The organism is Streptomyces sp. NBC_00207 (genome assembly GCF_045160965.1).
Lineage (GTDB): Bacteria > Actinomycetota > Actinomycetes > Streptomycetales > Streptomycetaceae > Streptomyces.
Genome location: NZ_CP130715.1, coordinates 3,054,987 through 3,075,167, shown reverse-complemented (window position 1 = coordinate 3,075,167; position 20,181 = coordinate 3,054,987). Strand labels below are relative to the sequence as shown.

The 20,181-nt window shown below is 72.5% G+C and carries 21 protein-coding genes and 1 riboswitch; of the genes, 8 read left to right on the top strand and 13 right to left on the bottom strand.

What is annotated here, in order from left to right; all coding sequences use genetic code 11:
- Nucleotides 1-77 precede the first annotated feature (77 nt).
- Complete coding sequence (locus tag OG472_RS14660) at nt 78-1,991, bottom strand: anthranilate synthase family protein (protein ID WP_405941519.1); 1,914 nt, start codon at nt 1,989-1,991, stop codon at nt 78-80.
- A gap of 327 nt (nt 1,992-2,318) precedes the next feature.
- Between OG472_RS14660 and OG472_RS14655 the strand changes: the two genes are divergently transcribed.
- Complete coding sequence (locus tag OG472_RS14655; protein ID WP_351303669.1) at nt 2,319-3,674, top strand: class II 3-deoxy-7-phosphoheptulonate synthase; 1,356 nt, start codon at nt 2,319-2,321, stop codon at nt 3,672-3,674.
- Between the two features lie 157 nt (nt 3,675-3,831).
- Nucleotides 3,832-4,098 carry a bacterioferritin-associated ferredoxin gene (locus tag OG472_RS14650; RefSeq protein ID WP_401602456.1) on the top strand — a complete coding sequence of 89 codons (267 nt, stop codon included), beginning with the start codon at nt 3,832-3,834 and terminating at the stop codon, nt 4,096-4,098.
- 6 nt (nt 4,099-4,104) lie between these two features.
- Here OG472_RS14650 and bfr read toward each other — a convergent pair whose 3' ends face one another.
- Nucleotides 4,105-4,581, bottom strand: a complete 477-nt coding sequence (gene bfr / locus OG472_RS14645; RefSeq protein WP_030010525.1) for a bacterioferritin — start codon at nt 4,579-4,581, stop codon at nt 4,105-4,107.
- Nucleotides 4,582-4,754: 173 nt separating this feature from the next.
- Between bfr and OG472_RS14640 the strand changes: the two genes are divergently transcribed.
- Nucleotides 4,755-5,387 (top strand): sulfite oxidase-like oxidoreductase, encoded by a 633-nt coding sequence (locus OG472_RS14640; protein WP_327413534.1) that lies wholly within the window; start codon nt 4,755-4,757, stop codon nt 5,385-5,387.
- A gap of 13 nt (nt 5,388-5,400) precedes the next feature.
- Here OG472_RS14640 and OG472_RS14635 read toward each other — a convergent pair whose 3' ends face one another.
- The 6 genes from OG472_RS14635 to thiO all read right to left on the bottom strand — a co-directional run bounded on the left by OG472_RS14635 (nt 5,401) and on the right by thiO (nt 11,202).
- A complete protein-coding gene (locus tag OG472_RS14635) occupies nt 5,401-5,925 on the bottom strand; it encodes a DUF4396 domain-containing protein (protein ID WP_405829770.1) in 525 nt (174 codons plus the stop codon).
- A gap of 92 nt (nt 5,926-6,017) precedes the next feature.
- Nucleotides 6,018-6,875, bottom strand: coding sequence for a deoxyribonuclease IV (locus tag OG472_RS14630; protein ID WP_405834870.1), 858 nt, complete (start codon nt 6,873-6,875; stop codon nt 6,018-6,020).
- A 9-nt stretch (nt 6,876-6,884) separates the two neighbouring features.
- Entirely contained in the window at nt 6,885-8,795 is a 1,911-nt protein-coding gene (gene pknB, locus OG472_RS14625) for a Stk1 family PASTA domain-containing Ser/Thr kinase (RefSeq protein ID WP_405829769.1), read from the bottom strand.
- Between the two features lie 222 nt (nt 8,796-9,017).
- Entirely contained in the window at nt 9,018-9,812 is a 795-nt protein-coding gene (locus tag OG472_RS14620) for a thiazole synthase (RefSeq protein WP_319720999.1), read from the bottom strand.
- Between the two features lie 5 nt (nt 9,813-9,817).
- A complete protein-coding gene (gene thiS, locus OG472_RS14615) occupies nt 9,818-10,036 on the bottom strand; it encodes a sulfur carrier protein ThiS (RefSeq protein ID WP_405829768.1) in 219 nt (72 codons plus the stop codon).
- The gene (gene thiO, locus OG472_RS14610; RefSeq protein ID WP_383575221.1) at nt 10,033-11,202 is read right to left on the bottom strand and encodes a glycine oxidase ThiO; all 1,170 of its coding nucleotides are present in this window, start codon (nt 11,200-11,202) and stop codon (nt 10,033-10,035) included. The genes thiS and thiO overlap by 4 nt, the downstream gene beginning before the upstream one ends.
- Nucleotides 11,200-11,311: riboswitch (TPP riboswitch) on the bottom strand. It overlaps the preceding gene by 3 nt.
- A gap of 81 nt (nt 11,312-11,392) precedes the next feature.
- On the opposite strand from thiO, the gene OG472_RS14605 reads away from it, so the two are divergent.
- From OG472_RS14605 to OG472_RS14585, 5 genes are all read left to right on the top strand, one after another.
- Complete coding sequence (locus OG472_RS14605; RefSeq protein ID WP_405941518.1) at nt 11,393-12,625, top strand: NAD(P)/FAD-dependent oxidoreductase; 1,233 nt, start codon at nt 11,393-11,395, stop codon at nt 12,623-12,625.
- 132 nt (nt 12,626-12,757) lie between these two features.
- Entirely contained in the window at nt 12,758-13,123 is a 366-nt protein-coding gene (locus OG472_RS14600; protein ID WP_383575225.1) for an Rv2175c family DNA-binding protein, read from the top strand.
- 76 nt (nt 13,124-13,199) lie between these two features.
- Nucleotides 13,200-13,835, top strand: coding sequence for a thiamine phosphate synthase (gene thiE, locus OG472_RS14595; protein WP_383575227.1), 636 nt, complete (start codon nt 13,200-13,202; stop codon nt 13,833-13,835).
- Nucleotides 13,836-13,981: 146 nt separating this feature from the next.
- Complete coding sequence (gene metF / locus OG472_RS14590) at nt 13,982-14,896, top strand: methylenetetrahydrofolate reductase [NAD(P)H] (protein WP_383575229.1); 915 nt, start codon at nt 13,982-13,984, stop codon at nt 14,894-14,896.
- 50 nt (nt 14,897-14,946) lie between these two features.
- Nucleotides 14,947-15,813, top strand: a complete 867-nt coding sequence (locus OG472_RS14585; RefSeq protein ID WP_401601273.1) for a hypothetical protein — start codon at nt 14,947-14,949, stop codon at nt 15,811-15,813.
- 4 nt (nt 15,814-15,817) lie between these two features.
- On the opposite strand, the gene OG472_RS14580 is transcribed toward OG472_RS14585, so the two are convergent.
- The 5 genes from OG472_RS14580 to OG472_RS14560 all read right to left on the bottom strand — a co-directional run bounded on the left by OG472_RS14580 (nt 15,818) and on the right by OG472_RS14560 (nt 20,065).
- The gene (locus tag OG472_RS14580; protein ID WP_401601271.1) at nt 15,818-17,236 is read right to left on the bottom strand and encodes a phytoene desaturase family protein; all 1,419 of its coding nucleotides are present in this window, start codon (nt 17,234-17,236) and stop codon (nt 15,818-15,820) included.
- Between the two features lie 37 nt (nt 17,237-17,273).
- Nucleotides 17,274-17,900 (bottom strand): DUF4126 domain-containing protein, encoded by a 627-nt coding sequence (locus OG472_RS14575; protein ID WP_401601269.1) that lies wholly within the window; start codon nt 17,898-17,900, stop codon nt 17,274-17,276.
- Between the two features lie 127 nt (nt 17,901-18,027).
- Nucleotides 18,028-18,429: a DUF3040 domain-containing protein gene (locus tag OG472_RS14570; protein WP_327413520.1), complete on the bottom strand. Its 402-nt coding sequence runs from the start codon at nt 18,427-18,429 to the stop codon at nt 18,028-18,030.
- Between the two features lie 294 nt (nt 18,430-18,723).
- Nucleotides 18,724-19,482 carry a methyltransferase gene (locus OG472_RS14565; RefSeq protein WP_383575237.1) on the bottom strand — a complete coding sequence of 253 codons (759 nt, stop codon included), beginning with the start codon at nt 19,480-19,482 and terminating at the stop codon, nt 18,724-18,726.
- Between the two features lie 88 nt (nt 19,483-19,570).
- The gene (locus OG472_RS14560; protein ID WP_405829763.1) at nt 19,571-20,065 is read right to left on the bottom strand and encodes an SAV_6107 family HEPN domain-containing protein; all 495 of its coding nucleotides are present in this window, start codon (nt 20,063-20,065) and stop codon (nt 19,571-19,573) included.
- Nucleotides 20,066-20,181 lie beyond the last annotated feature (116 nt).

The window sequence follows — 20,181 nt, the reverse complement described above, 5'->3', positions numbered from 1 at the left end:
CCGGGCCCGGTCCTCTTCAGCCTGTCCGGCGTTCGAGGACCGGGTCCGGGCAGAGCCCGGGAAAGGGCGGGCAGCGGTTACGCCGGGGCCGGGGTCGTCACGCTCGTCAGGAGTTCGTGCAGCAGGTCCGCGCCGCGGAGGGTGAGGACGGACTCCGGGTGGAACTGGAGCCCCGCGAAGCCCGACGCAGAGCGAAGGGCATGGACCTCGCCCGTCACCGCATCGCGGGCCACCTCCACCCCGTCCACGGCGAGCCGCGCGGCCAGCGGCTCGTCGCAGTGCGCGGTGTACGTGTTGTAGAAGCCCACCACCTCCTCGGCCCCGAACAGGTCGATCCGGACCTGCGCCCCCTGCGCCGGCTCGGCCTTGCGGATCAGCGGCAGCCCCAGCTCGGCCGCCAGCAGCTCGTGCCCCAGGCAGACCCCGACCAGCCCGTGCCGGTGCCCGGCCAGCAGTTCCGCGGCCAGCGCGCGCAGCATCCGCATCTTGGGGTCCGCGGCGTCCGCCGGGTTGCCGGGGCCGGGCCCGAGGAGGATCGGGCCCTCCCAGGACAGGGCGGCCGCCCGCAGTCCCGGATCGTCGTAGCGGCGTACGGTCACCTCCAGCCCGGCCACCCGCAGGACGTGCGCCAGCATCGCCGTGAAGGTGTCCTCGCCGTCCACCACCAGCGCGTGGCCGGTCAGGGAGGAGGGCCGCTCCTGCATGCGCAGCCAGAAGGGGGCCAGGTCCGACCGCCGGGCCGCGAGGGCCGCCCGTACCCGCGGGTCGTCCGCCAGCCGCGCTCCCTCGAAGGACGGCCGGGGCGCGGCCGGCCGCACCCCGAGCGCCGCCAGCACCCCCGCCGCCTTCGCGTGCGTCTCCGCGACCTCGCCCGCCGGATCGGAGTGCCGCACGAGCGTGGCGCCGACGGGCACCCGCAGCGCGCCGTCCGAGGCGATGTCGGCGGTGCGGATCAGGATGGGGGAGTCGAGGGTCTGGGCCCCGGCCGCGTCCTGCCCGAGCAGGGCCAGGGCCCCCGCGTAGTAGCCGCGGCCCCCGCTCTCGTACCGCTCGATGACCCGGCAGGCGTTCTGCACCGGCGAGCCGGTGACCGTGGCCGCGAACATCGTCTCGCGCAGCACCTCCCGTACGTCCAGCGAGGAGCGCCCCCGCAGCTCGTACTCGGTGTGCGCGAGGTGGGACATCTCCTTCAGCCGCGGTCCGACGACGACGCCGCCGCGGTCGCCGACGGTGCACATCATCTTGAGTTCCTCGTCGACGACCATCGACAGCTCCTCGGTCTCCTTGCGGTCGCCGAGGAAGGCGAGGAGGGAGTCCACGGTGGGTCCCCCGGCCGGGTGACGGTACGTTCCGCTGATCGGGTTCATCACGACGGTGCCCCCGGACATCCGCACGTGCACCTCGGGGCTCGCCCCGACCAGCGTCCGCTCCCCGGTGTGGACGACGTACGTCCAGTAGGCGCCGCGCTCGCCCAGCAGCAGCCGCCGGAACAGGGCGAGCGCGTCGGCCCGGCCGAAGCCGTCGATCCGGCCCTCGTAGGTGCGCCGGATGACGAAGTTCGCGCCCTCCCCGCGGCCGATCTCGTCCTCGACGACCCGCTCGACCGTGGCCGCGTACTGCGCGTCGGGGACGTCGAAGCCGCCGCCCTCGACCCGCACCTCGTGCGCGGGCAGCGCGGCCAGCGCCTCGGCGAGCGGGATCTCGTACGCCTCCTCGGCGGCCAGCACGCTCAGCGGCGTCCCGTCGTCGCGTACGCCGAACCCGCGCTCCCGGATCTGCCGGAAGGGGACGAGGGCGAGGGTGGGCAGCTCGCGGACGGGCAGGTCGGCGAGGTGTTCGGCCTCGTGGACCGCGCCGATCAGCACCTCGACGGTGTCGTGGTCGCGGCCGGGGGTCCGCCGGCGCAGCAGGGCGAACGGCGGGCAGGAGTCGTCGAGCAGGCGGCTGAGCCGGTTCGGGCGGCTCGGGCGGTTCGGGTGCCGGGGGTCCATGGGCGGGGCGTCCTTCCGGTGGGAGGAGCGGCGCCCGCGTCGGAAAACACGGAAGGCCGCCCCTCGGGGCGGCCTTCGCGTCGTCGCGTGTCTTCAGGTACGCGCGAGAAGTGGGCCGCCGGGAGCGGGCCACCACCAGTTCTGGTTCGTGTGCGCGTACATGGGAGGCACCCTAGCCCAGAGCGGCCCTCCGGCGCGGGATCCGTCTCACGGCGTGGGCTGAACCATGGATTCCGTTCCGTTGGGGTCCCCCTGCCTTCGAGCGGGGCCGTCTCACGTTGTGGGCGGAGGGCGGGATGGGACGTATGACGCCGTAATGTGTACGAGGTGACCGTGAACGCTGAAACCCAAGCCCCCGCCGCCAAGGCGACCTGGCGAGACCTTCCCGCGGCGCAGCAGCCTTCGTACCCCGATGCCGAGGCTCTGCGCGCTGTCGTCGCGGACCTCGAGTCGTATCCTCCGCTCGTTTTCGCGGGTGAATGCGACCAGCTGCGTGCCCGTCTGGGAGCCGTCGCCAAGGGCGAGGCGTTCCTCCTCCAGGGCGGCGACTGCGCCGAGGCCTTCGACGGCGTGTCCGCCGAACACATCCGAGCCAAGCTGAAGACGCTGCTCCAGATGAGTGCCGTACTGACGTACGCGGCCTCCGTGCCGGTCGTCAAGGTCGGCCGCATCGCGGGCCAGTACTCCAAGCCGCGCTCCAAGGACACCGAGACCCGCGACGGCGTCACCCTGCCGACCTACCGCGGCGACTCCGTCAACGGCTTCGCCTTCACCGAAGAGGCCCGGATCCCGGACCCCGAGCGGCTGAAGCGCATGTACAACGCCTCCGCCTCCACGCTCAACCTGGTGCGCGCCTTCACCACCGGTGGTTACGCCGACCTGCGCCAGGTGCACGCCTGGAACCAGGACTTCGTGAAGTCCTCCCCGTCCGGTCAGCGGTACGAGCAGCTGGCGCGGGAGATCGACAACGCGCTGAACTTCATGAAGGCGTGCGGCACCGACCCGGCGGAGTTCAAGGCCGTCGAGTTCTACGCCTCCCACGAGGCGCTGCTGCTCGACTACGAGGGCGCGCTGACCCGCACCGACTCGCGTACCGGCAAGCTGTACGACACCTCCGGCCACATGGTCTGGATCGGTGAGCGCACCCGCCAGCTGGACCACGCGCACATCGAGTTCTGCTCGCAGATCGCCAACCCGATCGGCATCAAGCTCGGCCCCACCACCACGGTGGACGAGGCGCTGACGTACATCGACCGCCTGGACCCCGAGCGCGAGCCGGGCCGGCTGACGTTCGTCGTCCGCATGGGCGCCGACAAGGTCCGCGACAAGCTCCCCGAGCTGGTCGAGAAGGTCACCGCCTCCGGTGCGGTCGTCGGCTGGGTCACCGACCCGATGCACGGCAACACCTTCGAGGCGGCCTCCGGCCACAAGACGCGCCGTTTCGACGACGTGCTCGACGAGGTCAAGGGCTTCTTCGAGGTCCACAAGGCCCTCGGCACCCACCCGGGCGGCATCCACGTCGAGCTCACCGGTGACGACGTCACCGAGTGCGTGGGCGGCGGCGACGAGATCTTCGTCGACGACCTGCACCAGCGCTACGAGACGGCCTGCGACCCGCGGCTCAACCGCAGCCAGTCCCTGGACCTGGCGTTCCTGGTCGCCGAGATGTACCGCGACCAGTAAGGATCAACCAGTACCTTCCTACGACTGTGGGGCGCGGATCGATGTGATCCGCGCCCCACAGTTGTCTCCAGGGCTTTTAGGTCACCCTAACTTTGGGTACGGTTAGGTAAGCCTCACCGAATAGGGGATGGCTCGTCGAACCATTCCGCCCAGGGAGGTGAACCGCGTGTACGTCTGCTCTTGCTTCGGGATCACCGACAAGCAGGTGAAGGACCACGCGGCCGCCGGGGCCTGCACCCCGCGGCAGATCGCTTCGGCCACCAAGGCCGGCACCGACTGCGGCTCCTGCGTGCGCACCATCCAGGGCATCCTCGGCCGTGGCGCCTGCCCGCGCCGGGAGCTGCTGGAGAAGGGTGACGCTGCGGCCGTGCTCGCCGCCGAAACGGAGCCGGCACGTTCGCCCGCACTGGCGGGAGCGGCCTAGAGCCGGTTAGCTCGGCTGTTCGATCAGCTGGGCGATGTACAGCGGCTCGCCGAGCGACTCGATGAGCTCCAGCTGGGTGTCGAGGTAGTCGATGTGGTGCTCCTCGTCCTCCAGGATCTCCTCGAAGAGCCGTGCCGAGGTGATGTCACCCTTGCCGCGCATGACCTCGATGCCCCGCTTGAGGCGGTCGATGGCCTCGACCTCGACCTGCCGGTCCGCCTGGAACATCTCCGTGAGCGTCTGCCCAACGCGCACGTGGAAGAGGCGCTGGTAGTTCGGCAGGCCATCGAGCATCAGGATGCGCTCGGTGATCTTGTCCGCGTGCTTCATCTCGTCGATGGACTCTTCACGCGTGTACTTGGCGAGCTTGGTCCAGCCCTTGTTGTCCTGGATGCGGTAGTGCAGCCAGTACTGGTTGATGGCCGTCAGCTCGCCGGTCAGCTGCTCGTTCAGAAACTCAAGGACCTCGGGGTCGCCCTGCATCGCAGAGGCTCCTTCCAGGCAATGTCAGCTATGTGACGGGGCAGTTGCGCGCATCCTTGCACCGCCGCTGGAGGCCGTCCAGTAAGTGCCTCCTTAGTGGGAGTTGCCGTGACTTGCCCGAATCGGTCCAGACCTGGTCATGACCACCCCGCCCAGTCTGTCACCATGGAGTCATGGGTCAGCCGGAAAGCCGGGAATCTCCGGGAGCAGAGCCGCTGGAGCTTCCACCGGGGCAGCGGCTGCAGAGGGGCTGGCCGGTCACCCATTACGGGCCCGTACCCAAGTTCAAGCCGGACCGCTGGGAATTCCGGGTCTTCGGCGCGACGGCCGACGGCGACAAGCACTGCTGGAACCACGAGGAGTTCACGGCCCTGCCGTTCGACTCCGTCGTGGCGGACCTGCACTGCGTCACCAAGTTCAGCATGCAGGGCGCCGAATGGGGCGGAGTGCTCGCCCGCGAGATCCTGGCCCTGGCGCCGCCCGCGCCGCAGGTCACGCACGTGATGGTGTGGGCCGAGTACGGCTTCAGCTCCAACTTGCGGCTGGCCGACTTCGCATCCGAGCGGACCGTCTTCGCCACCCACCAGGGCGGTGAACTGCTCACCGCCGAGCACGGTTTCCCCGTGCGGCTCGTGGTCCCGCACCTGTACGCCTGGAAGGGCCCCAAGTGGGTCCGCGGCGTCGAGTACATGACCGCTGACCGCCGCGGCTTCTGGGAGGAGCGCGGCTACCACAACATCGGCGACCCCTGGCGCGAGCAGCGCTACTCGTACCAGGAGGAGCCTGGGGACGGCCCCGAGTTGTAGGGGTCTCCGGCCTTCAGTGGTGGTACTGGTGGACGACCGCGTGACCCTTGCCGCGGCCGATCATCCACTTGTTGACCGGCACCGTGACCACGAAGGCGACGCCGAGCGAGATCGCGAGCACCGCCCAGAACAGCGGCTCCGAGAGGTGCGCGTCCATCGCGCCGGGCCACAGGGCGATCACCCCGTTGTCGATCAGCTCCATGACGGCGATCGACAGGGTGTCGGCGGCCAGGGCCACCCGGATGGCCGTACGGAGGTCGACGCCGGCGGAGAGGATCCCGCGCAGGGTGAGGGCGTAGCCGAAGAAGAACGCCAGCACGATCGCCAGGATCATGGTCGACACGTTGCCCCACCCGAGCGCCGTGCCGATGACCATGCCCAGCACCTCGCCGATGGCGCATCCGGTGAGGCAGTGGAGGGTGGCCCGGGCGGCCATGGCCCAGCTCGCCTTGCCGGCGCGGCCGGCGGCGTCGTGCCCGTGTCCGTCGTGTCCGCCGTGGTGCTGGTGGTGTCCGTGGTCTGCGTGTGCCTGCTCCATGACGACCCCCTGATGGGAAATGCCGAGTAGCGGTTCTGTCGATATGCCAGAACCGTATACCCCACAGGGGTATTCCTCAAGGGATCACCGGATCACTGCGGGCCGCGCAGCTCCTTCAGCAGCGCCACGTCCGCCGCATGCCCTTCCTTGCCGCCGGGGGTCTCGGTGATCAGCGGTACGCCCTCCATCGCCGGGTGCGTGAACAGCTCGGCGAAGGCGTCCCGGCCGATGTGGCCCTGGCCGATGTTGGCGTGCCGGTCCTTGTGGGCGCCCACGCCCTCCTTGGAGTCGTTCGCGTGGACCAGCTTCAGCCGGCCCTCGCCCACGGTGTCCACGAGCAGGTCGAGCGTCAGCTTCGTCCCGCCCGGCTCCGCGAGGTCGTGACCGGCCGCGAAGATGTGGCAGGTGTCCAGGCAGATCCCCAGCTTCGGATGGTGGTCGAGCGCCTCGAAGTACGGGCCGAAGTCCCAGGTGCGCGAGCACAGCGAGGAGCCCTGCCCGGCCGTGGACTCCAGCAGCAGGAAGGGGTCGTCGTCATGCGTCAGCTCGTCCAGCAGTGGCAGCATGTGCTCCCTGACCTGCGCGTACGCCGCCTCACGCGGTCGGCCTCCGGTCGCCGACCCGGTGTGCACGACCACGCCGAGCGCGCCGATCTCCCGGCCACGGCGCAGCGAGTGGCGCAGCGACTCCACCGACTTCTCCACGGTGGCCTCGGTGTGCGAGCCGAAGTTGATCAGGTACGGCGCGTGCACGTAGGCCGGGATGGACTCCTCCGCGCACTGCGCCCGGAACCGCTCGTCCTGCGCCGGGTTGCCCACCGGGGTGGCCCAGCCGCGCGGATTGGCGACGAAGACCTGGACGGCCTCGGCGCCCATCTCGCGGGCGTAGGTCAGCCCGACCGAGGCGAGGCCGCCGGCGACGGGGACGTGCCCGCCCACTGGATTGCGAATCACTGCGCCTTACAGCCCCTTGGTCCTGATCGTGATCGTGGTGCCCTCGGGAGCGTTCAGTCCGCCCAGCACCGACTGGCTCTCCACCGTGTTGCTGAAGGAGATCAGCGGCCGGTCCACCTTCACCTTGAAGCCGGCGGCCTCCAGGGCCTTGCGGGCCGCGTCCACCTCCTGGCCGGTCACGTTCGGCACCGGGAGCTGGCGGGGTCCCTTGGACACGGTCAGCGTGACCGTGTCACCGGCCGCGGCCTGGGTGCCGGCGCCGATCGACTGGTTGGCGACCGTACCGGCCGCCGAGGGGGAGTTGACCTGCTCGGGAGCCGTCGCCACCTTCAGACCCAGCGCCTCCAGGCTGGCCTTCGCCTGCTCGACGGGGAGCCCGGTCACGGTCGGGACGGGCACCGGCCGGCCCTTGCTGACGACGATCGAGACGGCCGTGTCCGGCGCCCGCTTCTCGCCGCCCACCGGGTCGGTGGCGATCACCGAGCCCTGCGCGACGTCCTGGCTGAAGGCCTGCGTGACGATGCCGGGGGCCAGCCCGGACCTGGTCAGCTCGGCCGTGGCCTCCTCCAGCGGCCTGCCCTTGAGGTTGGGCACGGCCACGACCTCGGGGCCGCGGGAGATGGTGAGGGTCACCGCGCCGTTGCCGCGGATCCGCCGGCCGCCCGGGGGATCGGTGTTCATCACCGTCCCGCGGTCGAAGGCGTCGCTGAACTTCCGGTCGACCCCCTTCACGCCGAGCCCGGCCGCCGACAGCTGGGAGCGGGCCTGCGCCTCGGTCTTGCCGAGCAGGTTCGGGACCTTGGTGAACTGACCGGAGCTGATGTACCAGACGCCGGTGCCGACCCCGAGGGCGAGCAGCACCCCCGCGATGACGAGGAACACGCCGCGGCGGGGCCGCCCGGCGGGCGCCGGCCGGCGCGCGGGCGGAGCGGCCGGCGGCGGCAGCGTCTCCAGCCGGGAGGTGAGGTTCACGGGCTGCGCGGCCACCGGGCGCGGGATCACGCCGGTGCGGTCCTCGGCGGACGACCGCTCCTCGGCGCGCGCCTGCGGCGGTACGGCGTCCAGCTCGGCGTCGCTGAGCAGGGCGCGGGCCTCGCGGGCGAGGCCGAGCAGCGCGGCGGCGTCGTAGGGGCGCAGGTCGGCGTTGCGGGCGGTGGCCTGCGCGACCAGCTCGTCGAGCCCGACGGGGAGCCCCGGGACCGTGGCGGAAGGAGGCGGGACGTCCTCGTGGAGGTGCTGGTAGAGGACCTGCGCGGCGGTGCCGCCGAGGTGGGGCTTGGAGCCGGTGAGCATCTCGTAGAGGACGACACCGCAGGCGTAGACGTCCACGCGGGTGTCGGCGACGCCGTTCTCGATCTGCTCGGGCGCCAGGTAGGAGACGGTGCCGAGGACGGAGCCCGTGGTGTTGGTGACCGAGTCCACGGACCGGACCAGCCCGAAGTCCGCCACCTTGACCCGGCCGTCGTCGCCGATCAGGACGTTCTCGGGCTTCATGTCGCGGTGGACGAAGCCGGCCCGGTGGGCGGCGCCGAGGGCGGCGAGCACGGGTTCGAGGATGTCGAGGGCGGCCCGCGGCTGGAGCGCGCCGCGCTCGCGGAGCACGTCGCGCAGGGTGCAGCCGGAGACGTACTCCATCGCGAGGTAGACGTACGGCCCGTCCGTGCCCTGGTCGAAGACGGCCACCACGTTGGGGTGCGCGAGCCGGGCCACGGACTTCGCCTCGCGGATGAACCGCTCCACGAAGGCGGCGTCGGCGGCGAGGGCCGGGTGCATCACCTTCAGGGCGAGCACCCGGTCGAGGCGGGTGTCGACGGCCCGGTAGACCGTGGCCATGCCGCCGGCCGCGATGCGGGCGTCGACGCGGTAGCGGCCGTCGAGCACGCGCCCGACGAGGGGGTCATCCAGGGTCGTATCCACGCCGCGATTCTATTGGGGCGTCGCGCCGGCCCCGCCTGGGTGGTCCGCCTTGCAGCGCAGCTGTGACGTCCGGGCCGCCCGCGGCCACGCTCCAGGGGCTTCCGCCCCAGGCCCCGCGCCCCAAACGCCGGCGGGGCCGACATGCAGCCCCGCCGGCGTTTGAGGCGCGGGCGCGGAGCGCCGTAGGGGGTCTGGGGCGGAGCCCCAGCGGGAGACCCGCGGTCAGAACGCCGGGCGTTCGGGGTCCAGGGCGGCGCGGCCCTCCGCAGGAGAGGAGGCTTCGGCGAAGCGGCGCTGCGGGATGCGCCCCGCGCGAAAGGCGAGCCGCCCCGCCGAGACGGCGTCCCGCATGGCGGACGCCATCAGGACCGGCTCCTGCGCCCGCGTCACCGCCGAGGCCAGCATCACCGCCGCGCAGCCCAGTTCCATGGCGAGGGCGGCGTCCGACGCCGTGCCCGCGCCCGCGTCCAGGATGACCGGCACCGAAGCCCGCTCCGTGATCAGCTCGAAGTTGTGCGGGTTGCGGATGCCCATGCCCGAGCCGATGGGCGACCCCAGCGGCATGATCGCCGCGCAGCCCACGTCCTCCAGCTTCCGCGCGAGCACCGGGTCGTCGTTCGTGTAGGGGAGGACTGTGAAGCCCTCGTCCACGAGGATCTCGGCGGCGTCCAGCAGCTCGACGCCGTCGGGCAGGAGGGTCCGCTCGTCCGCGACCACCTCCAGCTTGATCCAGTCCGTGCCCAGCGCCTCCCGGGCCAGCCGGGCCGTGAGCACGGCCTCGCCGGCCGTGAAGCAGCCCGCCGTGTTGGGCAGGACCGCGATGCCGAGCTTGGTCAGGACGGAGAGGACGGAGCCCTGGACCGTGGGGTCGAGGCGCCGCATCGCGACCGTCGTGAGTTCGGTGCCGGACGCGACCAGCGAGCGTTCCAGCACGTCCAGGCTCGGGGCCCCGCCCGTGCCCATGATCAGGCGGGAGGAGAAGGTCCGGCCGCCGAGGGTGAAGAGGTCGTCCGCCATGGCGCTCAGCCCCCCTGGACCGCGGTGAGGATTTCGACCCGGTCGCCGTCGCCCACCGGCGTGGCCGGCCACTGACCGCGCGGGACCACGGTCTCGTTGAGCGCGGCGGCGACGCCGGAGGGGGCCGTGGTCAGGGTCGCGACCACGCTGTCGAGCGTGGTGCCGGCCGCGACCTCGCGCGGCTCGCCGTTGACGGAGAGGGAGACGGAGGCGGGGAGGTTCATGCGTACGACTCCTGACGTGCGGCGGAGAACCGGCGGGGGGTGAAGGGGCGCGCGATTTCCGGCACTTCGCCGGTGGCCAGCAGCTCGGCGAGCACCTCGCCGGTGAGCGGGGTCAGCAGCACCCCGTTGCGGTAGTGCCCGGTGGCCAGGTGCAGGCCCGGCAGGTCGGTCGGGCCGAGCAGCGGGGCGTTGTCGGGCGAGCCGGGGCGCAGCCCCGCACGGGTCTCGGTGAGGGGGAGTTCGGTGATGCCGGGGACCAGTTCGTGGGCGTCGCGCAGGAGTTCGTAGACCCCGCCCGCGGTGACCGTGGTGTCCCAGCCGAGTTCCTCGCTGGTGGCGCCGACGACGAGTTCGCCGTTCTCGCGCGGCACCAGGTAGACGTGGCTGCCGCGGACGACCGCCCGGACGGTCCGGGACAGGAACGGCGCGTAGGCCGGGGGCACGGACAGGCGCAGGACCTGGCCCTTGACCGGCCGTACGGGAGGCAGCACCTCCGGCGGTACGCCCGCCAGCCTGCCGCTGAGCGAGCCCGCCGCCAGGACCACCTGGGCGGCGCGCAGCTCCGTACCGTCGTCGAGTGCGGCCCCGGCCGCCCGGTCGGCGGTGACCAGGAGCCGTTCCACGGCGGCCCGGTGGATGATCACGCCGGCCCGCTCGCAGGCGGCCAGCAGGGCGGCCGCGAGCCGGCGCGGGTCGACCTGGTGGTCGCCGTCCACGCGCAGGCCGCCGCGCACGCCCGGGGCGAGCATGGGCTCCAGGCGGCGGCACTCGCGGCCGGTGAGCCACTCGGACTCCAGGCCGCAGCGGCGCTGCAGCGCGTGCAGTTCCCGCAGGTGGAGCCGGTCGTCGGAGTCGAGGGCGACGGCGAGGGTGCCGCAGGCGCGGAAGCCGATGTCCATGCCGCCGCTCGCGTCGGCGAGCTCGGCGGCGAACTCCGGATAGCGTGCGGCGGAGGCAAGGCCGAGGCCCAGGAGGGCTTCCTCGCCGAAGTGCAGTTCGGTGACGGGGGCGAGCATGCCGGCCGCAACCTGGGCGGCGCCGCCGCCGGGTGCCGGGTCGGCGAGTACGGTGCGCATCCCGCGCGCCGCGGCCCGCCAGGCGGTGACCAGACCGATGATCCCGCCCCCGATGACGAGGACGTCGGATCCCTTCCGAGATGAGTGCATGGGCGTCCAGCCCCTCCCTTCGCCGGCATGACCCGGATCAGGTTCGTACGGTCGGAGGCCGGCCAGCCTCCCTCTCAGCCCGGTGCGCCGGACTCCCGCGATAGGTACGGTGGCCAGACTATCCCGGCCCCGGACGGCCGGTAAGGCGGCACCTATTCCTGACGGAGCGTCAGATGATTAGGGTGGCCGGGTGAGCGAGCAGACGGAACACAAAGAGCGCGGCGTCGTGATCGTCGGCGCCGGAATGGCCGGGGTGCAGACCGCGGTCGCCCTGCGCGAGCAGGGATTCGCCGGCCCCCTGACCCTCCTGGGCGCCGAACCCCACCAGCCCTACGACCGGCCCCCGCTGTCCAAGGCGGTCCTGCTCGGCAAGGCCGAGGACTCCGCCTTCGACGTGGACTTCGAGGGGCTCGGCATCGAGCTGCGGCTCGGGACGGAGGTCACCGGGCTCCGGGCCGCCGACCGCGAGCTGGACACCGAGGCCGGCCCGGTCCCGTACGAGGTCCTCGTCCTGGCGACCGGCGCCGAGCCGCTGACCCTCGCCGGCACCGAGGGCGTCCCGGGCGTCCACCTGCTGCGCACGCTGGACGACGCGGCGCGGCTGCGCCCGGTCCTGGCGGCCGCGCCCTCGACGGTGGTCGTCGGGGCGGGCTGGATCGGCGCCGAGTTCGCCACCGCGGCCCGCGAGGCGGGCTGCGCGGTGACCGTGGTCGAGGCGGCGGACCGGGTGCTGGCGGGGGCACTGCCCGCCGAGGTCGCCGAACCGATGGCGCGCTGGTACGAGGAGGCGGGCGCCGGGCTGATCACCGGCGCGAAGGTCGCCGGGATCGAGGAGGGCCGGGTCCTGCTCGCGGACGGGCGCGCCCTGCCGGCCGGCGCGGTCGTCGTGGGCATCGGCGCGCGCCCCGCCACGGGATGGCTGGCCGGGACCGGTGTGGAACTGGGCACCGACGGCTCGGTCACCGCCGACGCGTACCTGCGCACCTCCCTGCCCGGCGTGTACGCGGTCGGAGACTGCGCCTCCTTCCCCTCCGGGCGGTACGGGAAGCGGCTGCTCGTGCACCACTGGGACAACGCGCTCCAGGGGCCGCGGACGGTGGCGGCGAACATCCTGGCCGGCGCCGGCGCCGGGGAGCCGGCCCGGGTGTACGACCCGGTGCCGTACTTCTGGTCGGAGCAGTTCGGCCGGTTCGTGCAGTACGCCGGACACCACGGCGGGGCCGACACCCTGCTCTGGCGCGGAGACCCGGCCGGACCGGCCTGGTCGGTGTGCTGGCTGCGGGGCGGCGCGCTGGTCGCGGTCCTGGCGGTGGGCCGCCCCCGCGACGTGGCACAGGGCCGCCGCCTGATCGAGACGGCGGTCCCTCTGGACCCCGCCAAGGTCACCGACCCCGCGACCCCGCTGAAGTCGGCCTCGGCCTGACGCCGGCGGGGCTGAAAACCAGCCCCGCCGGCCTTTGCGGCGCGGGGTCCCGGGCGGGGCCCGGTCCGGGCCGCGACCCGGACGGGGCTGCTCAGGTACCGGCGGCGGAGCCGAGATGGCAGGCTTGTGTCCGTGACCGAGATTGACGCAAAGATCGATGCCCTTGTCCCCTCGTGGCTGTACCTCCCCGACATCGCGGAGATGCTGAACATCGAGGTGACCCGGGTCCGCCAGATGGTCAAGGAAGGGCAGCTCATCGCCGTCCGCCGGGGCGAGAACCGTTCCCTGCAGGTGCCGGCTCCCTTCATCGACGGCGACAAGGTCGTCAAGGGCCTGGTCGGTCTGCTGACCGTACTGCGCGACGACCGCTTCACCGACGAGGAGATCCTGGAGTGGCTCTTCACCGAGGATCCGACCCTGCCCGGCACTCCCGTGCAGGCGCTGAGCGAGAATCGCGGCACGGAGGTGAAGCGCCGCGCTCAGGCGCTCGCCCTCTGACCTGATCCGCAGTTCGCTCCACCGCGGTGTACGGGCCCCGCGCCCGTACACCGCCTCCACCACGGGGGGTTCACCCATGCAGCTGTCCGACGCCCGGCTCTACCTCTGCACGGACGCCCGCAAGCGGCAGGGTGACCTCCCCGAGTTCCTCGACGCCGTCCTGGCCGGAGGCGTGGACATCGTCCAGCTCCGGGACAAGGGCATGGAGGCGGGGGAGGAGCTCGAACACCTCCAGGTGTTCGCCGAGGCCGCACGCCGCCACGGCAAGCTCCTCGCGGTGAACGACCGCGCCGACGTCGCCCACGCCATCGGCTCCGACGTCCTCCACCTCGGCCAGGGCGACATCCCCGTCCCCGCGGCCCGCGCCATCCTCGGCGAGCGCGTGCTGATCGGCCGCTCCTGCCACGCGGAGGACGAGGTCGACGCCGCCGTCGCCGAGCCCGGCGTGGACTACTTCTGCACCGGCCCCTGCTGGCCCACCCCCACCAAGCCCGGCCGCCACGCCCCCGGCCTGGGGCTGGTCCGGTACGCGGCCTCGCTGGAGCAGGACCGGCCCTGGTTCGCCATCGGCGGCATCGACAGCACGAACCTGGACGAGGTGCTGGACGCCGGCGCCACCCGCGTCGTGGTCGTCCGCGCCCTCACCGAGGCCACCGACCCCGGTGCGGCCGCTGCGGAACTCGCCAAGCGCGTCCGGGCCCGGCTCGGCTGAGTCCTGTCCGCCCGGACAGAGGGCAGCGCGCCCCCTTTACCGGTTCATCCCCTGCTTGACCAGGGGCTCGTCCTCAAGTGTCCAAAAACGTGTCCAAAAGGCGGACGGCGCTTCGGCGACCGGCCGGCCGCGTCTAACCTGCCCACATGGCCTCTGGTACCGCTTCCACCTGGTCGGACCGTGCACACACGGTCCGCGACCTCCTCGCGTCCGGGCGCTCGTACTCCTTCGAGTTCTGGGCCCCGAAGACGGAGAAGGGCGAACGCAACCTCTGGAATGCCCTGCGCCGGGTCGAGGCGGTATCCCCCAGCTTCGTGTCCGTGACCTACGGAGCCGGCGGCTCCACCCGCGGCGGCACCGTCAAGGCCACCCAGGAGATCGCCGCGGACACCACCCTGACCCCCGTCGCGCACCTCACCGCCGTGGACCACTCGGTCGCCGAGCTGCGCAACGTCATCGGGCAGTTCGCCGACGCGGGGATCCGGAACATGCTCGTCGTGCGCGGAGACCCGCCGGGCGACCCGATGGGCGAGTGGGTGGCGCACCCCGAGGGCGTGCACTACGCCGCCGACCTGGTCCGCCTCGTCAAGGAGTCCGGCGACTTCTGCGTCGGCGTCGCGGCCTTCCCCGAGATGCACCCGCGTTCGTCGGACTGGGACACGGACATCCGGCACTTCGTGGACAAGTGCCGCGCGGGCGCCGACTATGCGATCACCCAGATGTTCTTCGATCCGGAGAATTATCTGAGGCTGCGCGACAGCGTCGAGAAGGCGGGCTGCGAGACCCCGATCATCCCCGAGGTCATGCCTGTTGTGGCGATCAAGCAGCTCGACCGGCTGCCCCAACTCAGCAACGCAGTCTTCCCCGCGGACGTGAAAGAGCGCATGCTCGCCGTCAAGGACGATCCGGCCGCTGTACGCTCCATTGGCATCGAGTTCGCCACGGAGTTCTGCGCGCGGCTGCTGTCCGAGGGTGTCCCGGGGCTGCACTTCATCACGCTGAACAATTCCACGGCGACTCTCGAAATCTACGAGAACCTGGGCCTGCACCAGCGGGCCTGAGCGGCCGCCTCCCGTTCCCGCGCCGGCGGCCGTACCGAGAGGGGCCATGCATGGGAATGACGGTCCTCTACATCGCGTTCGGTTTCGTCGCGCTGTGGCTGCTTGCCGAGGTCCTGATGCAGTACAAGGCCCGGCTCCGCTGGCGCCTGCTCGCCTTCGCGGGATTCCTCGGCGTGGTCGCCGGGGTGGTGCTGCCGTCGGTTCCGGTCATCGGGGCCGGCGCCGCGGCGTTCGCCCTGGGCCAGACCCTGGTGACGCTCTCCTTCCGCAAGGGCTTCGTCGCCGGCTGGGCGCTGCGCCGTGGCGGGGAGCCCGTACGGCAGTCCAGACGGCGCCGGGCCGCGGGCACCAAGCAGGAGCCGGCCCTCCAGGTCACCGCGCTGCAGTACGAGGACGCAGACGCCGCCGGGAACGGGGCCGCCGAGGAGCGGCCGTTCCGCGAGGCGCCCCCGGTGGTCTACAGCCCGGAGCCGGTACCCGAGGACACCGGGTCCTACGGGATACAGAGCCTCGCGCCCGAGGCCGACCGGACGGCGGCCTTCGCCTCGCCGTTCACCACGGCCGAGCAGGACGCCCACCAGTACGCGGCGTACTACGACCAGCAGAACCAGGGCGGCTACGACTACTCGGGCGGCTACCCGACGGGCGACCAGCAGCAGGTCTACGCCGCCTACTCGGACCCGTACATCGGCACCGGCGGCGGCGTCGTCCCGCCCCAGCCGTACGACTACACCCCGTACGCCGACTACGGACAGCAGCAGTACTCCACGGACACCCCGCCCGGCGGCGTCTGGGTCCCGCAGCAGCGGTCCACCGACGGGGCCGGCCAGTCCTACCCGATGGAGGACCAGGGCGAGCCGCAACAGCAGCAGTACCCGTACCCCCAGCAGGGCGGGTACGAGCAATACCGCTACTGACGTCTCACTGCGAGCCGCGGAACTCCGCGCCCTCCACGATCAGCCCGGCCACCAGGGCCCCGGTCATCCCGGCGTGCGGCAGCCCGCCGCCGGGGTGCGCCCAGCCCCCCGCCAGGTAGAGCCCGGGCACGGCCGTGGTGTTGGCCGGGTGGAGCAGCCGGCCGCCGGCCCCCGCGAGGGCGGGCGGCGGCACCGCACCCCCCTGTGCACCGGTCGCCGCCTCCACATCGGCAGGGGTGCGCACCTCCTGCCACAACAGCCGCTCCCGCAGCCCCTGGACGGCCTTCTCCGCGAGGTTCAGCAGCTCCGCGGGCTCCGAGGTCCCGGGCCCGTACACGGCGCTCACGGTGACCGCCTCGTGCTCCGCGTCGGGCCGGCCGGCGGGGTCGTCCGGGCGCAACACGGTGACCTGCGCCCCCGGGGCGTGCACCAGCGTGCGGTGGACGGCCGTGCCGGGGCGCGCGCCGCGCAGCGCGAGCAGCAGCGTGATCCGGCCGGGCACGTCCGCACCGCGCGCGGGGACCGCGTCCGACGGCCACCGCAGCGAGCCGGCGGGCAGCTGCCGGGGGTCGATCGCGCACACCACGTGGTCGGCGGCCACCTCACTGCCATCGGCCAGCAGCAGCCCGGCCGCGCGGCCGTCGCGGACCAGGACCTCGCGCACGTCCGCCCCGAACGTGAAGACGACCTTCCGCTCCAGGCAGCGCTCGTACACGGCGGTGGCCAGGGCGCGCATGCCCCCGCGCACGTACCAGCTGCCGAAGGTCTGCTCCATGTACGGGAGCACGGTGGCCGAACCGGGCGCGGTGGCGGGGTCGATCCCGTAGGTGCGCACGAGGCCGGTCAGCAGCTCGGCGAGAGCGCCGCCCAGCTCCCGGTCGGCCACCTCGGCGAGGGTCGGCGGCCGGCGGCGGAACAGGCCGCTGCGGCGCAGGGCCGGGTACGGGTCGCCGCCCAGCGCCTGCCGGGCCCCGTCGTGCAGCGGCTCCTCCAGCAGCGGGCGGCGGGTGGCGTCCCAGGCGTCCCGGGCGCGGCCCAGCAGGGCGTTCCAGCGCTCGCCCGCGCCCTGGCCGAAGGCGGTGTCGAGAGCGGCCGCGACCCCGCCGTGCGAGGCGCCCGGCAGGGTGACGTCGATGCCGTGGTGGGGGAGGACGTGCCGGACGGCGGGGTCCACCTGGACCAGGTCGACGCAGTCCTCCAGCGGCCGCTTGCCGGTCTTCACGAACAGGTCGCGGTAGACGGCCGGCAGGTGGAGCAGCCCGGGCCCGGTGTCGAAGGCGAAGCCCTCGCGCTCGTACCGGCCGACGGCGCCGCCGTAGGTCGCCCCGCGCTCGTACACCGCCACCTGATGTCCTGCCACGGCCAGCCGGGCCGCCGTCGCCATCGCGCCCATCCCGGCGCCGATCACCGCAATTCGTGCCATGCGGCCGAGCCTATCGACCCCCTCGGGCCGGTCGTGGTCACAGGGGCGGGGCCCCGGTGGCCTCGCGGGCCTCGGTGGCCAGCCGCTTCTCCTCGCGGCGCTGGGCACGGCGGCGCAGGAAGCGGCGGATCCGGCTCCAGAGGAAGACGAGTATGGCCAGACCCGCGGCCAGCAGGACGGCCGCGATGACCGCGGCGGCCTCCGGGTTGAATATGGCGAAGGTGATGAGGCCGGCCACGCCGAGGTCCTCGGCGATGCTCATGCCCACGTTGGTGAACGGCTCGGGCGAGGTGTTGATCGCCATCCGGGTGCCGGCTTTGACGAAATGGCTGGCCAGCGCCGTGGAGCCGCCGATCGCGCCGGCGGTGATGTCGGAGAGCGAGCCGCTCTGCCCGGCCAGCAGCGCACCGATCACCGCGCCGGCGAGCGGGCGGATCACGGTGTGGACGGCGTCCCATATCGAGTCGACGTACGGGACCTTGTCGGCGACCGCCTCGCAGAGGAACAGCACCGCGGCGACGATCAGCACGTCCGTGCGCTGCAAGGACGCAGGGACCTCGTCGCTCAGGCCGGTCCGGCCGAAGATGCCGAGCAGGAGGACCACGGCGTAGGCGTTGATCCCGCTGGCCCAGCCGCTGGTGAAGACCAGGGGGAGCACACTCATTGGATCATCATGTCGCACGGGTGCCGATGCGACGGACAGAACGCGGACACGGAGACAGAACCGGGACAGAACAGCGAGGGGACGGTCGCCCGGCGGCGGCCGTCCCCTCACTCACACTGTTCGGGGGCTACTGCCCCTGTTCGTCACGGCGGCGCTGCCACCGTTCCTCGATGCGGGTCATCATCGACCGACGCTGCCGGTTCCGGCCATGGGCCGAACCGCCTGTACTTCCGGAGACGGGCTGCTCGCCAGGCTTGGGTGCCTTGCGCCAACCGGTGACCACCAGGACCGTACATCCCAGCATGACGAGGAATCCCACCACGCTGATCCAGAGCACGTTCGGAATGATCACACCGGTCATGAGGAGCGCGATACCCACCACAATGCCTGCGACTGCCGTGTAGACCCGTCGCCGGGTGTACGTACGCAGTCCGCTTCCCTCAAGCGCTGTCGCGAACTTGGGATCTTCGGCGTACAGCGCTCGCTCCATCTGCTCGAGCATTCGCTGCTCGTGCTCCGAGAGCGGCACGGGAGTCCTCCTCATCCGTCGGTCGCGGGGGGTAGCGACCAGGGGTCCCCTTCAGGATAGGCGGGGAATCGCCCCCGTGACACCCGCCCTCTACGCCACGTTCCAAAAAGACACAGCCCAGAAAAGACACAGCGGTAAAACCACTGCTCGAAAACCGTACCGCCGCGGGAGCGGTCACTGAGGCCGTTATTCCCCAATGGTCCGTCCACCATGCCGGTCACTGCACTCGATCATACGGGGCCGACCGCCGGTTCACAGGGTGTGCGGCCGACTCCGTCCGTGGAAGAGCGCAGTTCAGGCGTGCTTCTGGCCGAGGACGTGCAGTTGTGTGGCGACCGCGTGGAAGGCGGGCAGCTCCGCCGCGGCCTCCTCCAGACGCAGCAGCGCCTCCACCGCGCCCGGCTCGGTGTCCACCAGGACCCCCGGTACGAGGTCGGCGAAGATCCGCACGCCGTGGACCGCGCCCACGGCCAGGCCGGACCCGCCGACGAGCTCGGAGAGCTGTTCGGCGGTGAAGCGCCGCGGCACCGGGTCGCCGGAGCCCCAGCGGCCGGCCGGGTCGGTCAGGGCGGTACGGGCCTCCGTGAAGTGCCCGGCCAGCGCGCGGGCGAGCACGGCCCCGCCGAGGCCGGCGGCCAGCAGGCTGAGCACGCCACCGGGGCGCAGCGCCGAGACCGCATTGGCCACGCCCTCGGCCGGGTCGTCCACGTACTCCAGCACGCCGTGGCAGAGCACCACGTCGTACGCGTCCCGCTCGACCACGTCCAACAGGCCCTGGGCATCCCCCTGGACGCCGCGGACCAGGTCGGCGACGCCGGCCTCGGACACCCGGCGCTCCAGCCCGAACAGCGCGTTCGGGCTGGGGTCGACCACGGTGACCCGGTGGCCCAGACGGGCCACCGGCACGGCGAACTTGCCGGTGCCGCCACCGGTGTCGAGCACGTCCAGCACGTCCCGCCCGGTCGCCTTCACCCGGCGGTCGAGCGCCTCCTTGAGGACCTCCCACACCACGGCGGTGCGAAGGGAGGCACGGGGGCGGGAAGTGTCCGACACGGCTGATGGCTCCTCGGCGCGGTAGGGAAGGGGTGAGCGGTCCGTGCCCCACCCCGGTCTACCTTATGGCCTTCCGCAGCCGGGCAGCTCATCGCGCGTCCGGACGCTCCGGGCGCGGCTGCGGCAGGGCCTGCTGCGGGCTCGGGGCGGGTGCCCGGACGGCGAGCATCCGCTCCACCAGGCGCAGGAACATCGAGGCGGCCCGCACCAGATCGTCCGCCTCACGGCCGCTCGCCGCGTCCGCTATGCCCGCCTCGGCCCGGGCCCGGCGGGCCGCGCCCGAGGCGAAGAGCGCGCTCCACTCGGCGAGCTCCGGCGCCAGCTCGGGCAGCAGTTCCCACGCGCTGCGGATCCGGGGCCGCCGCCGCGGGTTCACCGGCTCGGGCCGGCCGCGCGCGGCGAGCACGGCCGCGGCGGTGCGCAGGGCGGCGAGGTGGGCGGTGGCGTACCGCTCGTTGGGCCGGGCCAGCAGGGCGGCCTCGGCCAGGCCGCTGCGGGCCTTGGCGAGCAGGTCGAGCGCGGCCGGGTCGGCCGCCGACTTGCGCAGGACGGGGTGGACAGGGGACGGGGACGGTGTGGCCATGACGAACCTCCTGTCGATGCGTTGCCTCCATCGTGACCGGCACCACTGACAATCGCCCTGACCTGCATTTTTGCGGTCGTATCCCACACAACTGCCCCCTCCTGCACACCTGGTGC